Here is a 14,318-nt window from a genome sequence, read left to right on the forward strand (position 1 = left end):
ATGCATGATCTGGTGATTCGCGACGCAAAGATCGTCGATGGCTCCGGCGCCGCCGCTGTCTATGGTGACGTTGCCGTGGACAATGGCCGCATCGTGCAGGTCAACGGCAGCAAGGCCGGTGCCGGCAAGCGAGAGATCAACGCCAATGGTGCGCTGCTGACGCCGGGTTGGGTGGATGTGCATACCCACTATGACGGTCAGTGCACCTGGGACCCCTATCTTTCGCCTTCTTCCTGGCACGGCGTGACGACGGCGGTGATGGGCAACTGCGGCGTCGGCTTTGCACCGGTGAAGCCGCAAATGCGCGAATGGCTGATCCAGTTGATGGAAGGCGTGGAAGACATTCCCAACGCAGCGCTGTCGGAAGGCATCAAGTGGCAGTGGGAGACCTTCCCCGAGTACATGGACGCGCTGGAGCGGATGCCGCGCGCACTCGACATCGGCTGCCAGGTGCCGCACGGCGCGTTGCGGCCCTACGTGATGGGCGAAAACGGCGTGGAGAGCAACGATGCGACACCGGAAGAAATCGAAGAGATGCGTCGCATCACACGCGAGGCGCTGCTGGCTGGTGCGCTTGGCTTTTCAACGTCGCGCACACTGATTCACAAAGGCGCCGACGGCAAGTATGTGCCGGGCACCTTTGCCCGACTCGACGAAGTGTTTGGCATTGGCCGGGCACTGGGCGACACGCATCGCGGCGTGTTCCAGATGACCTCGAACCACGTCGGCATGGATCAGGAAACGGTCTGGATGCGCAAGCTCGCCGCCGAGACCGGGCAGCCGGTCGCGTTCAACGTGCAGCAGATCGACACCCACCCGGAACTGTGGCGCACCCTGCTCAGCCAGATTGAAGATGCGGCGCGCGACGGCACCCCCCTGTATGGCGCGTTCTGCGGTCGGCCAGTAGGCTTGCTGTTCTCCTGGGGCGGGACCTTCCACCCATTCATCGCCCATCCGTCCTACCAGCCGCTGCGCAAGTTGTCGGCGGAAGAACGTTACCGGGCGCTGCTGGATCCGGCAGTTCGCGCCAAACTGCTGTCCGAGCAGCCGTACGGCCTTGATGACTACACGAAGATGAAGGCGCTGGCCTTTCACAAGATGTTCCGCCTCGGCCCGCGCCCCGATTACGAGCCGGATCCAGCCGGTAGTGCGGCGGCGGTGGCGGCCCGCGAGGGGCGCCAGCCAAACGAGGTCGCCTACGACTGGATGCTGGAGGACGAAGGCCGCGCCATCATCTACTTCCCGGTGTTCAACTACTCCTACGAAAAGCTTTCGCATACGCAGCAACTGCTGCAACACCCGCGCACCATGCTCTCGCTGGGTGACGGCGGTGCCCACTGCGGCTACATCTGTGACGCCTCGTTGCCGACCTTCATGCTGACGCACTGGACACGTGATCGCACGCGAGGCGACAAACTGCCACTGGAACTGATCGTGCAGCGGCAGACCAGCAGCACGGCGGTCATTTATGGGCTCAATGACCGCGGATTGATCAAACCCGGCTACATCGCCGATCTCAACCTGATTGATTACGACCGTCTGGCGCTGCGCGCACCGCACTTCATCGCTGACCTTCCGGCAGGCGGGCGCCGCATCGTGCAGGAGGCCGATGGCTATCTGGCCACGATCAAGGCGGGCGAAACCATCTTCGAGAATGGGCAGCCGACCGGGGCGATGCCGGGCAAACTGGTTCGCGGGCCGCAGCGGGTGTAGCGCGCAGGATAGCGGCGCCAAAAGGGCCGGCGCTGGAAGCGAAAATTTCCGATTCCAGCGCCGGCCTTTGCTTAGAATCTGAGCAGACACTTACTCACTTCGCTGCACTCCCCCATGCCCCTCTCCGCCGCTTCCGCGTCCGATCGCGCGCAGATTCTTGCCGACGCGCTGCCCTATATCCGCCAGTTCCACGACAAGACGCTGGTGATCAAGTACGGCGGCAATGCCATGACCGACCCGTTGCTCAAGAAGAGCTTCGCGTTCGACGTGGTAATGCTCAAGCTGGTCGGCATGAACCCGGTTGTCGTCCACGGCGGCGGGCCGCAGATCAACGACATGCTCGACAAGACCGGCAAGAAGGGCACCTTTATCCAGGGCATGCGGGTGACCGACGACGAGACGCTGTACGTCGTCGAGGCCGTGCTCGGCGAGCTAAATCAGGAAATCGTTGGCCTCATCAACCAGGCGGGCGGCAAGGCGGTCGGCCTCAACGGCCAGGATGGTGGTTTCATCCGCGCCAAGAAGATGATGGTCGAAAGCGAGACCGAGAAGGGCAAGATGCTCGACATCGGCTTCGTCGGTGACATCTACAACATCGACCCGACGCTGATTCATCATCTCGACGCGGCGGATTTCATTCCGGTCGTGGCACCGATCGGCGTCGGCGAGGACGGACAGGCGTACAACATCAACGCCGATCTCGTGGCCAGCGAGCTCGCGCAGACACTCAAGGCCGAAAAACTCGTACTGATGACCAATACGCCAGGTGTGCTCGACAAGGGCGGCAAACTGCTGACCGGGCTTACGTATCGCGAAATCAACGCTTTGTTCGACGACGGCACCATCAGCGGCGGCATGAAGCCAAAGATTCAGGGCGCGCTGGATGCCGTGCAGCATGGCGTTAAAACCTCGCACATCATTGACGGTCGCGTCGAGCACGCACTGCTGCTGGAGATTCTCACCTCGGAAGGGGTAGGCACGATGATTCGGGCCGAGTAGTTTTTGAGGAAGCCATGACGTTGCGCAGGGGATGCAGCGTCATGTAGAGTGTTGTGTCGTGGCGGGAACGGGCAGAACAAAAGGGGAAACGACGATGGCATTGAAGCCGGGCGAGCGAAAAACACAAATCCTGCAGACGTTGGCAGGCATGCTCGAACAACCGCAGGGCGAGAAGATCACTACCGCAGCGCTGGCCGCGAAAGTGGGTGTTTCGGAGGCGGCACTTTATCGTCACTTTGCCAGCAAGGCACAGATGTTCGAGGCGCTCATCGAGTTTGTCGAAGAGTCCGTGTTCACGCTGGTCAACCAGATCGCCCAGAGCGAACGTGACGGACGGGCGCAGGCCAGCCAGACCATCGACATGCTGCTCGGCTTCGCCGAGAAGAATCCGGGCATGGTGCGGGTGCTGATTGGGGACGCCCTGGTCAACGAAGATGGCCGCCTGCAGGCCCGTATCAATCAGCTGACCGATCGTATCGAAGCGTCACTCAAGCAGTCGCTGCAACTGGTGCCGCCGCCAGGCTCGTTGCCTGCTGGCGAAGCGGCAAACGCTTTGGTCGCGTTTGTCATCGGACGCTGGCACCTGTATGCCAAGTCCGGCTTCCGGCGCAAACCGACGAGCGACTGGACGCAGCAGGCTGCCTTTCTGCGCCTAAGCGCGTAGGTGCTTCGCCGGAAGGCTCAGCCCTTCAGTCCGCCTGCGGTCAGGCCGCCTACCACCCGCTCCTGAAAGATGGCGATGACAATTGCCACCGGCACAATCGCCACAATCAGCGCTGCTGAAATGATTGGCCACGGGAAGGTGAACTCACCCTGATACAGGGTGATGCCAACCGGCAATGTACGCATCGTAGCAGTCGAATTGAGTGATAGCGCCAGCAGGAACTCGTCCCATGCGTTGACGAAGGCGAGAATGCCCGCCGTAAATACGCCGGGTGCTGATAGCGGTAGCACCACGCGCCACAGCGTGCCGAATCGCGTACAGCCGTCAATCATCGCGGCGTTCTCCAGGTCGCGCGGGATGCTCTGGAAGAAGCTCACCAGCACCAGCGTGCACACTGGCAGATTCAGCACGACATACGGAAACACCAGCGCGAGGTAACTGTTCAGCCAGCCCAGCGCCCGCATGGTCTCGAAGATCGGTACCAGCAGCGTGATCAGGGGGAACATCGACGAGGCGATGATCGCGGTCAGGATCAGTTGCCTGCGCTTCAAGTTCAAGCGTGCGATGGCGTATGCCGCAAACGCGGCCACGACGAGTGAAACGACGGTTGCCAGCAGTGCCACAACAATGCTGTTTTTCATGAACACCTGAAACAGCGGTTGATCCACTGCGGCGGCGATGTAATTTTTCAGCGTCGGCTCATGCGGAAAGTAAGTGATCGGCTTCCGGAACAGCTCCGTCTCGCTCTTGAGGGATGTGAACAGGATCCAGATCGCCGGAAAAAAGCCGTTGATGACAACAATCGCCGCCGCAACAAAGCGCAGCCCACCGGCACTGAACAAACTGCGACGATCACCCATCAGGCACTCTCCTGACGGCTGATGTGCCGCAAATAAACGGCAGTCAGGATCAGCGACAGCACGAACATGCCCACCGCGAGCGTGGAACCAAAGCCAACGTCAAGGTAGTCGATGGTGGTTTTGTGGATGTACATCGCAAGTGTTTCGGTCGCGTTGCCCGGCCCGCCCTTGGTCATGGTGTAGGGGATGTCAAAGGTCTGCAATGCCGTGATGGTGCGAAAGATCAATGCCACGACGATGGACGGCATCAGCATCGGGATCGTGATTTGCCAGAACTGCTGCCAGCGGCTGGCGCCATCCACTTCTGCCGCCTCATAGAGCGACTTCGGGATCATCTGCAGACCAGCAAGCAGGATCAGCGCCATGAACGAGGATGACTTCCAGATGATGGCGATGCAGATGGCCGTAAACGCCGACACGGGCGACAGCAGCCACATGCGCGGCTCACCGCCAAAGCGCATCCAGACATCATTGATGAATCCGTATTCGGTGTGGAAGAACCACGCCCAGATGAGCCCTGCGAATGCAAGCGGCAGCGCCCACGGCAACAGCAGCGCCAGCCGCACCGGCCATTGCCGTTTGAACGGCAGGTTGGCAAGCAACGCGAGGCCCAGGCCAACCAGCAGTGCGCCCGGTACCGTCACCACGGTGATCAGCACCGTATTCCAGGTGGCCTCCCAGAAGGCGCCATCCTTGATCATGTCGGCATAGTTTTGCCAGCCGACCCATTTCGAACCCTGTCCGCCGGACAGGCGCATGTCGAAAAAGCTGTTGTAGAAAAGTTTGCCGATCGGATAGACAACGATCAGGGCGAGCAGCGCGAACGCCGGCGCCAGCAGGATAACGCCGAGCGTTTTCTCGCTCGGGTCACGCAGCCGGTCAAACCACGAGGTCACTATGCCCGCCCTGCTGATACCAGCGACGCCACTAGCGCATCACGCGCCGCAGCTTGCCTTCGATGTCGTTAACTGCGTCGGCCGGCTTCACGGTGCGGGCCAGCACGGCGTTGGTCGACGTACGCACGGCGTCGGATACTTCGCCGTAACGATCAGACATCGGACGGCCCTTTGCCGCCTGCACCACCGGCAACGAGTCACGGTAGTGCGGCAATTTCTTCAACACATCGGCGTCGGTGTAAGTCTGCGCGAACACCGGCAGCAGTGAACCCTCGATAGCGAGGAACTTTGCTGACTCGGGCGAGCTCATGTAGCGCACCAGCTTCGCCGATGCTGCCTTGTTTTTCGAGAACGCGCTCACCGCCCATTGCCAGCCGCCGATGCAGGTGGCCGACTTGCCGCCCGCCATTGCCGGCAGCGGCAGTACGCCGACCTTGCCCTTGACGGTCGAGTCGGCCTGCGATTGCAGCTGGTCCCATGCGAAGCCCCAGTTGACCATCGCCACCAGATTGCCGGCCTTGAACGCGTTGACCATATCGGCCGGCCGCACCTCACCGATGTTCTTCTGCATCACGCCACGGTCCACCAGCGACAGCCACATTTCCAGCCCCTTCTGGGCAGCAGCCTTGTCCAGTGTCATGCGGCCAGCGGCGTCGTTGAATTCCTTGCCCTGACTCCAGTACGGCTTGAGGAAGGTGCAGACTGCACCCTCGATCGCAGCGCCGGTGGTGGCGACACCGTTCATGGCCCCGTTTTTCTCGCCGTCGAGGATCTTCTTGAGCCCTGCAGCGAGTTCGTCCCAGGTCCCCGGCGTCTTGACACCGTACTTGTCGAACAAATCCTTGCGGTAGTACAGGAACTGTGCGTCGGCAAACGCTGGCAGTGCAACGATCTTGCCGTCCACGACGTTGGCAGCACCGTAGGCCGGCAGATAGGTGTTCATGATCGTATTGGCTTCGTTGCCAAGGTAGCCGTTGAGTGGCTCCAGCCAACCCGCTCTGGCGTACTGCATGGGGTTGATGATGTCGATCATGTAGATGTCGATGGCAGCATCCTTGGCGTTCAATACCGTTGAGAGGTATTGCCGCTGCAGCTCTGACGTTGCGCCACCCGTCTCAATTTCAATCTTGACGCCGGGGTTCTGCTTTTCATAGTTGTCGAACAGTTTGCGCATCAGATCGGGGCGCTGGTTGGCGCCGCCCGAGAACACGCGCATCGTCTGTGCCGAAGCCGCGCCGGCGGCGACTAGTCCGAGCGCGAGCCCGGCAATCATGCCCGCTTTCCAGAGTCGTTTCATGGTCATGGTTCCTCCTTTTGCTTTTGTGGTTCGGCATGCAACGAGTACGTCGCCGAAGTTGGAAATGGCTATCGAAGCGCGATGCCGCTTTCGGCATCGAACAGGTGCATCTTGTCGAGGCGCATTCGTGCATCAACGGTTTGGCTGGGTTGCACGCCGACATCGGGTCGGGCGCGGCAGACCAGCTCGTGCTCGCCGATCCGCAGGGTGACCAGTGTCTCGGCCCCCAATGGCTCCAGCACCACAACGGTGGCCGGGACGCTGGCGACGGGATAGTCGTCGCGCTCGCTGGCGATGGCGAGGTCTTCCGGGCGAATCCCCAGATCGACGGATTGTCCTGCGTGACTGCCGGCGGCTTTGGCCAGTGCTGGCGGGAGAGCGATGCGCACTGCACCGGCCTCAAAGGTGGCGGCATCGGGTGAGAGCCGACCACGAAGAAAATTCATCGCAGGCGATCCGGTAAAGCCGGCAACGAACCTGGCAGCAGGTCGATGGTAGATCTCGTCAGGCGTCGCGTACTGCATGACACGCCCGCCGGAAAGCACCGCAATGCGATCCGCCAGCGTCATCGCCTCAACCTGATCGTGAGTCACGTAGATGATGGTCTTGCCCAGCCGGGCATGCAACTTCTTGATCTCGGTTCGCATCTCGTTGCGCAACTGCGCGTCGAGATTCGACAGTGGCTCGTCGAAAAGAAAGCACTTCGGATCGCGCACGATGGAGCGTCCCATCGCCACCCGCTGCCGCTGGCCGCCCGAAAGCTGACGCGGCTTGCGCTCGAGCAGGTGCTCAATGCGCAGGATCGCGGCGGCCTCGTTGACGCGGCGCTGGATTTCCGCCTCTGGCGTCTTGCGCAGGCGCAGGCCAAACGCCATGTTTTCAAACACCGATTTGTGCGGATAGAGCGCGTAGTCCTGAAAAACCATAGCGATGTCGCGCGCCCGCGGTGGCAGATCATTGACGCGCGTTTCACCAATTGCGATATCGCCGCCGCTGGTGCTCTCGAGCCCGGCAATCATGCGCAGCAAGGTCGATTTGCCGCAGCCGGATGGGCCGACAAAAACGACAAACTCGCCATCACGAATGTCGAGATCAATGCCGTGAATGACCTCAACATCACCGAAGCGTTTGACGACTTGCCTGATCGAGACGCCAGCCATTGCAGCTCCTCAGTCGGTCACTCGGCGAATCGCCGCACGTGGCCCACACGCTGGCCATAGCTACGCCAATACTGGCCATCGCGTTTGAGTGCGTCGCCACGGGCGCAGACGGCGTAGCCACTTTTTGCAGCATGACCGAACTCCGCGACCGCGACGACCGGCGTCAGACCTTCGAGCGGTCGTGTCGACTGCACGACCGGGCCGATTGGCAGGGCGACACCGGCCTTGACGAAGACCGGGATGCGTTCCAGATCGTAGTTGAGGCTGACCACTTCACCGCCATCGACATGCATGCCGCTCCACAGGTCGTACCAGCCGCCGTCGTGTTCCGGCAGGTAGCCTTCGACGTCGCCGTCGCGGTTGAGTACCGGCATCACCAGCAGATGCGGCCCGCAGTAAAACTGCGTCTCGAAGGCGCGCGCCACGCGATCGTCCGGATGCGACAGCGCCATCGAGCGCATCACGGGCAAACCGATCTTCACTGCCAGATCGCAGGCACCACGCAGATAGGGCAACAGTTTGTAGCGAATCTCGAAGAACTCGCGCGCGATACGCTCAACCTCAGCGCCGAACGCCCACGGTTCGCGCGGTCCGATGCCGTGAATGCGGAAATGCGATGCAAAGATGGCGGCCTGTACCCAGCGCAAGTAGAGTGCAGGTTCCGGCTGCGTGGCCCCGTAGAAGCCGCCGACGTCGGTGGCATGGAAGGGAGATCCCGAGTGCCCGTGGTTCATGCCGGCACGCAGGCTGGCGGCCAACCCTTCCCAATCACTCTGCGGATCACCACCCCATTGCAGCGGATGACGTTGTGAACCAATCCACCCGGCGCGGCCCCACACGCAGGCCTCGTCGCCATGAGCTTCCAGCGACGCCTCGTAGACGCAACGGTTGTAAAGGTGTGCGTTGACGTTATGCACGCGGGCACCGGTGTCGCCATTGTGCGCCAGCGCATCAGCAGGCACCTGCTCGCCGAAGTCACTCTTGATGGTGTCAACCCCGACCGCCCACAGCGCCCGGTGCGAATCGCGCCACCAGGCGTAAGCCGCAGGGTTGGTGAAGTCCACCAGGCCGGACGGCGGCAGCGGCGTCAGCGTCGGGCCAAACGGCGTGGTTTTCTTGCCAGTGTCCCACTCGAACACGAGTTCGCTGCCGTCGCTGCGCTTGAGGAAATACCCTCGCTGCAAGTAGTTGCCGTACTCGGGGTGATTGATCGAGACGAGCGGATACTCCCAGCAGCAAATCTTGTAGTCGAGCGCCTTGAGCTGGTCAATCACACGCTTCGGATCGGGATAGCGCGACGGGTCGAAGTTGAAGTGAAAGCGGGTCGGCGTGTCCTGCCAGGCGCGGCCATCGAAGGTGATCACGTCCGCTGGAAAGCGGCGCTCGCGCACCTCGTTCGCGGTGGCCATGATGTCGGCTTCGTCGCGGTAGTAGGCGCGGCTGACCCAGGCGCCGAGCGACCACAGGGGCACGTTCTCCGGCTTGCCGGTCAGCCGGTGATAGGCGGCCAGCACGCCAACTGGTGTATCCGCTGCAATGAAGAAAAGGTCCAGCTCCGACTCGTTGCTGACCACTGCGTAACTGCGATTCGACCACTGCGCATAACCGACGCCATGCATCACGTCCACTGTTGTATGCGTGAGCACACCCCAGCAACCGTGCGGGGTAATGGCCCAGGCAAACGGCGTGTTCTTGTACGACAGATCGGTGTTGACACCCAGCGCGTCCTCAACACGGGAGCTGACCAGCTGCCCGCGCTTGTTCAGCGCGCCGCCCTTTTCGCCAAGGCCGTATACCGGTGTGTCTGACGCCAGCGCAAAAGCTGCGACCGTCATGCCGACGGCGATGCCGAACGGAGCGATGCGCGTGGCTTCCAGTGGCTTCGCCATGCCGCGGAAGTGCTCATCGGTGAGGCTGGTCAGCAGCGGCTTGCCGCGCCAGTTGAGAGCAAGGCCGACCGGGTGAGTGGCATCGCTCGACAGCGTCAGCGCAGCGCGACCGGCGGCGATCGATAGCGACGAGCCATCGGTTGTCGCGACGGTGTCGTCTGCATGCGCGAGCAGCAGACCATAGTCCGGCTTCGCGGACGCATTCATGCGCACCCGCACGACACCCTCGCCAAAGCTCGCGACCGACAGTGTGACCTTGCGGCCATCAAGTGTGGTGGCGATAGCCTCGTTGGGAGAGGCCGACGCCGGCGTCAGGGAAATGAGGCGATCAAACTGCGTGAAGTCCATAACGGGGAAATGAGCAAATCACCGACGATTGCAAATGTTGAAGCTGGATTCAGTAGGCCGCAGGCGCCGAGGTCGGCGCCGTTTGCGTGGGCGGATCAGTCATGCGGGCATCAACGGAGAGTTCGCGGATGCGCTGCACGCCAGCCTTTGCGCCACCCATCAGCAGTCCGAGATCGCTCGCGTGCGAGACAAAGTTGTAGCCCACCGAATACGCCCACGATACCGTCTCCGGCGTCGGCATCACCGTGCCCAATGGCACGCCGGCGCGGCGACAGAAGCCACCGACTTCGGTCATCAGCTCGCGCACCTGTGGATGCATCACGTTGCCGCCGTGGCCCAGCGCGACCGCTAGATCGCCCGGCCCGACGAATAGTCCGTCGATGCCCGGCACCCCAGCAATCTGCATCGCGGCGGCCATCGCCTGCGGCGTTTCCAGTTGCGCGATGACGCACACTTCCTGATTGATGCGCTCGAAGTAGTCGCCGATTGTGTTGTAGCGGCTGCCGCGGTGCATGCGCGCAAAGCCGCGATCGCCGAACGGCGGGTAACGGCAGGCGCGGGCCAGCGCCACCGCTTCGTCTACCGTGTTCACCATCGGGAAGTAGAGCGATAGCGCACCGATGTCGAGCGCGAACTTGATCTGCGTCTTGTCGTGCGACGCCATGCGCACCACTGCTGGTGTCTGCGAGGCGGCGCAGGCCTGCAGCAAGCCGTGCAGGTCATGCGTGCTGGCGGTGGAGTGCTCAATGTCGATGACCAGAAAGTCGTAGCCGGCATTCGCCATCAGCTCGGCAACAACCGGCGAAGCTGACATGAACCAGCCGCCGATCAGGCGCTCGCGCTGGAGCAGGGCATGTTTGAAGGTGTTGTGCAGTGCCATGATGGTTAGAAAATGGTGGGCTCGGGCAGCAATTCTGCGCCTTGCAGGAAGTCGAAGTCAGCCCCTTCGTCGGCTTGCGTCACGTGTTGCTGGTAAAGCGCGGCATAACTTCGACGGTAGCGTCGCGCAGCCGGGGCGGCCTGCTGCGCTAGTTGCCACTCGGCATGACGGCGGTCGAGCTCCTGCACTGGCACTTGCAGCGTGATGCTGCGGGCTGCGACGTCGAGTGCAATCAGATCGCCATTTCGCACCAAGGCCAGCGGTCCGCCCACGGCGGACTCCGGGCAGACATGCAGCACACAGGTGCCATAGTGGGTGCCGCTCATGCGGGCGTCGGAAAGGCGCACCATGTCGCGCACACCCTGTTCCAGCAGCTTCTTCGGGATCGGCAGGTTGCCGGCCTCGGGCATGCCCGGTGCGCCGACCGGCCCGACGTTCTTCAGTACCAGTACCGAGTCTTTGCTGACGTCGAGATCGGGCGAGTCAATACGCGCCTGCATGTCGGCAAAGTTCTCGAACACGACGGCAGGCCCACTGTGCTTGAGCAGGTGGGGCGATGCGGCGGACGGTTTCATGACGGCGCCACGCGGCGCCAGATTGCCCGTTACAACGGCGATAGCTTCCTTCGATACCGCATTGTCCAGCGGACGGATGATGTCCGCATTGAATATTTCTGCGTTGCTGATGACGTCGCCCAGCGTGCCGCCGGTGATGTTGCGGCAGCTGGTGTCGAGATGCGGAGCGATCTGCTTCAGCAGGGCGGGCAAACCGCCGGCGAAGAAGAAGTCTTCCATCAGGGCCGTACCTGCCGGCATCAGGTTCGCCAGCACCGGAATCTCGCGGTTGTATTGCTCCCACACCGAAAGCGGCAGCTTGATGCCGAGGCGCCCCGCCATTGCCGGCAGATGCACACAGGCGTTGGTCGAGCCGCCAATCGCGAGCACCGTCTTCACCGCATTGTGAAAGCTGGCCTCGGTACAGATGTCGCGCGGCTTAAGGTCCTCAAGCACCATGGCTACGATACGTTCGCCCGCCTTTGAGCACATGCGCGGGTGATGCGAATCCACCGCCGGGATCGAATGGGCGCCGGGCAGCGAGAAGCCGAGCACCTCAGCCACCGCCGTCATCGTGGTGGCTGTGCCAGCGGTGTTGCAGGTGCCGGGGCTGCGTGTCATGCAGCTTTCCAGCTCCTGCCAGTCGTCGTCCGGCAGTCGCCCGGCGCGGCGCTCGTTCCAGAATTTCATGGTGTGGGTGCCAGTGCCGACCTTCTCGCCCTTGAACGACGCATTGGACGATGCGCCTGCCGGGATGAAAATCGCTGGCAGGTTGCACGAGAAAGCGCCCATCAGCAGCGCCGGCGTCGTCTTGTCGCAGCCACCCATCAGCACCACGCCGTCGATGGGATGCGAACGGATCAGCTCCTCGGTCTCCATCGCCAGAAAGTTGCGGTAAAGCATGGTGGTGGGCTTCACCCACACTTCACCCAGGCTCATCGCGGGCAGCTCGATCGGCCAGCCGCCGGCGCGCAGCACGCCCTCACGCACCTTCTGCGCGCGCTCGCGCAGGTGCGAGTGGCAGGTGGAAATGTCGCTCCAGGTGTTGATGATGCCGATTACTGGGCGACCCATGAAGTCGCTGCGGTTCCAACCGGTCTGGGCCAGGCGCGCGCGATGCGAGAACACGCGCATGGTGTCGCCGGCCAGCCAGCGCTGGCTGCGCCATTGGTCGATGCGTTTTCCCGGATCACTCACGCGGACGCTCCTCCACAAGCGAATTGCGAGAATAGCACAGAAAACACCTAAACATCTATATCATCTAGATCATCTATATGACTCAAGCAACCGCTCAACCCCGCCGCCACCAGGCCACGCTGGCGCTGGACGCCCGCGCCACGCTGGGCGAATGCATCCGCTGGGACGAGCGGCAAAAGCTGATTTACTGGGTCGATATTCCCGGCCGACAGCTGCACCGCTACGACCCGGCGACCGGGCGTGACGACGCCATGCCGCTCGCGCAGGAGATGGGCTGCTTCGCGCTTGCCGAACGCGGTGGCTTCATCTGCGGCATGCGCTCGGGTTATGCACGGCTGGATCGCTTCGGCGGCGATTTCACGCCGCTGGCCAGCCCTGACTACGACCCGGCCAAGGCCCGCTTCAACGATGGCCGTTGCGACAGTGCTGGCCGCTTCTGGGCCGGCACCATGTGGGAGCCGCGCGACCGGGCGGGCGGCATCGTCTACCGGCTGGATGCTGATGGCCGCTTCGGTGCGCAGTGCAACCCCGTCATCATCGCCAATGGCATCACCTTCGCGCCCGACGGTCGCAGCATGACCTTGGCCGACACCACCAACCACGTGCTCTGGGCCTTCGACTACGATCTCGTCACCGGCATCCCGTCCAGCCGCCGCGAGTTGCGCAGCTACGAGCCTGCCAGCGGCCGCCCGGATGGCGCCTGCGTGGACGCCGAAGGAAATGTCTATGTGGCGATCATGGCAGGCGGACGTGTTGAGAAAATTTCACCGACGGGCGAATTGCTCGCCGTGATCGAACTGCCGATCCCGAACATCACCTGCTGCACCTTTGCTGGCGACGATCTGCGCACGCTCTACATCACCACCGCCCGCACCCGGATGACCGACGCCGAGCTTGCCGCGCACCCGTATGCCGGCGGCCTGTTCGCGTGGCGCTTGCCGGACGGCGACGCACCGGGCATCATCGAACCACGCTACGCCGGCTAGTGCGTGTCAAGCAACCCCCTGCGGAGAACCCTCATGCGCCAGACCAATCTCTACCCCTCGCTGCGTGGCAAGCATGTCTTTGTCACCGGCGGTGCCACCGGCATTGGCGCCGCGCTGGTGGAAGGCTTTGTCGCCCAGGGGGCGCTGGTCAGCTTTCTCGACATCGACGACGACGCAGCCAACGCGCTTCGCGCGCGGCTAAACGCGAAGGAGCGACTGCGCTACTGGCATTGCGACATTCGCGACGTGGCAGCCCTGCAAGGCACCATCGCCACCGCCGCAAAGACGCACGATGGCCGCCTTGACGTCTACATCGGCAACGCCGCCAATGACGTGCGTCACAAATTCGATGAGCTGACGCCCGAATACTGGGACAACAACGTCGCCATCAACCTGCGTCCGCAGGTGTTCGGCGCGCAGGCTGCCGCGCAGGCGATGACCGCATCGGCAAGCGGCGGCAGCATCATCATGATGGGCAGCGTCAGCTGGATGCGCCGGCGCCCGGGCTTCGTCAGCTACACCACCAGCAAGGCCGCGATCCACGGCCTCACCCGCACGCTGGCGCAGGAGCTTGGCGGGCGGAACATCCGCGTCAACTGCGTGGTGCCCGGCGCCATCCGCACCCCGAAGCAAATGGCGCAGGTAGTCACGCCACAACTCGAGCAGGAGTTTCTGGACGCTCAGGCGCTCAAATTTCGGCTTGACGCCGAGGACGTCGCCGCGATGACATTGTTCCTCGCCAGCGACGATTCGCGCGGCTGTTCCGGGCAAGCGTTTATTGTTGATGGCGGAATCTCCTGAAATTCAGGAGAATTGGCAGGCAACTTTTGGTGGAAATGGCGTCAGCATTGGGCTTGACGTTCCAAATCTGCAAA

General features: G+C 62.5%; 12 protein-coding genes. 5 read left to right on the plus strand and 7 right to left on the minus strand.

What is annotated here, in order from left to right:
• The 3 genes from FKL89_RS01485 (at position 1) to slmA (ending at position 3,376) form a co-directional block, all read left to right on the plus strand.
• Positions 1 to 1,713 (plus strand): N-acyl-D-amino-acid deacylase family protein, encoded by a 1,713-nt coding sequence (locus FKL89_RS01485; RefSeq protein WP_156860955.1) that lies wholly within the window; start codon positions 1 to 3, stop codon positions 1,711 to 1,713.
• 114 nt (positions 1,714 to 1,827) lie between these two features.
• Positions 1,828 to 2,712 (plus strand): acetylglutamate kinase, encoded by an 885-nt coding sequence (gene argB, locus FKL89_RS01490; RefSeq protein WP_156860956.1) that lies wholly within the window; start codon positions 1,828 to 1,830, stop codon positions 2,710 to 2,712.
• Between the two features lie 94 nt (positions 2,713 to 2,806).
• Entirely contained in the window at positions 2,807 to 3,376 is a 570-nt protein-coding gene (slmA, locus tag FKL89_RS01495) for a nucleoid occlusion factor SlmA (protein WP_156860957.1), read from the plus strand.
• Positions 3,377 to 3,393: 17 nt separating this feature from the next.
• Here slmA and FKL89_RS01500 read toward each other — a convergent pair whose 3' ends face one another.
• The 7 genes from FKL89_RS01500 to FKL89_RS01530 all read right to left on the minus strand — a co-directional run bounded on the left by FKL89_RS01500 (position 3,394) and on the right by FKL89_RS01530 (position 12,457).
• Positions 3,394 to 4,236: a carbohydrate ABC transporter permease gene (locus FKL89_RS01500; protein WP_156860958.1), complete on the minus strand. Its 843-nt coding sequence runs from the start codon at positions 4,234 to 4,236 to the stop codon at positions 3,394 to 3,396.
• Entirely contained in the window at positions 4,236 to 5,132 is an 897-nt protein-coding gene (locus FKL89_RS01505; RefSeq protein ID WP_238363454.1) for a carbohydrate ABC transporter permease, read from the minus strand. Before FKL89_RS01505 ends, FKL89_RS01500 begins: the two co-directional genes overlap by 1 nt.
• Before the next feature lie 31 nt (positions 5,133 to 5,163).
• A complete protein-coding gene (locus FKL89_RS01510) occupies positions 5,164 to 6,435 on the minus strand; it encodes an extracellular solute-binding protein (protein WP_156860960.1) in 1,272 nt (423 codons plus the stop codon).
• 62 nt (positions 6,436 to 6,497) lie between these two features.
• Complete coding sequence (locus FKL89_RS01515) at positions 6,498 to 7,589, minus strand: ABC transporter ATP-binding protein (protein WP_156860961.1); 1,092 nt, start codon at positions 7,587 to 7,589, stop codon at positions 6,498 to 6,500.
• Positions 7,590 to 7,606: 17 nt separating this feature from the next.
• Positions 7,607 to 9,826, minus strand: coding sequence for a glycoside hydrolase family 31 protein (locus FKL89_RS01520; protein ID WP_156860962.1), 2,220 nt, complete (start codon positions 9,824 to 9,826; stop codon positions 7,607 to 7,609).
• Positions 9,827 to 9,875: 49 nt separating this feature from the next.
• On the minus strand, positions 9,876 to 10,706 hold the full coding sequence (locus tag FKL89_RS01525; protein ID WP_156860963.1) for an HpcH/HpaI aldolase family protein: 831 nt from the start codon (positions 10,704 to 10,706) through the stop codon (positions 9,876 to 9,878).
• A 5-nt stretch (positions 10,707 to 10,711) separates the two neighbouring features.
• Complete coding sequence (locus FKL89_RS01530) at positions 10,712 to 12,457, minus strand: dihydroxy-acid dehydratase (protein WP_156860964.1); 1,746 nt, start codon at positions 12,455 to 12,457, stop codon at positions 10,712 to 10,714.
• A gap of 77 nt (positions 12,458 to 12,534) precedes the next feature.
• Here FKL89_RS01530 and FKL89_RS01535 point away from each other — a divergent pair, with 77 nt between their 5' ends.
• Both FKL89_RS01535 and FKL89_RS01540 read left to right on the plus strand, forming a co-directional pair.
• Complete coding sequence (locus FKL89_RS01535) at positions 12,535 to 13,443, plus strand: SMP-30/gluconolactonase/LRE family protein (protein ID WP_156860965.1); 909 nt, start codon at positions 12,535 to 12,537, stop codon at positions 13,441 to 13,443.
• Positions 13,444 to 13,476: 33 nt separating this feature from the next.
• A complete protein-coding gene (locus FKL89_RS01540; RefSeq protein ID WP_156860966.1) occupies positions 13,477 to 14,244 on the plus strand; it encodes an SDR family NAD(P)-dependent oxidoreductase in 768 nt (255 codons plus the stop codon).
• Positions 14,245 to 14,318 lie beyond the last annotated feature (74 nt).

Origin of the sequence: Casimicrobium huifangae, from assembly GCF_009746125.1 — a bacterium.
Lineage (GTDB): Bacteria > Pseudomonadota > Gammaproteobacteria > Burkholderiales > Casimicrobiaceae > Casimicrobium > Casimicrobium huifangae.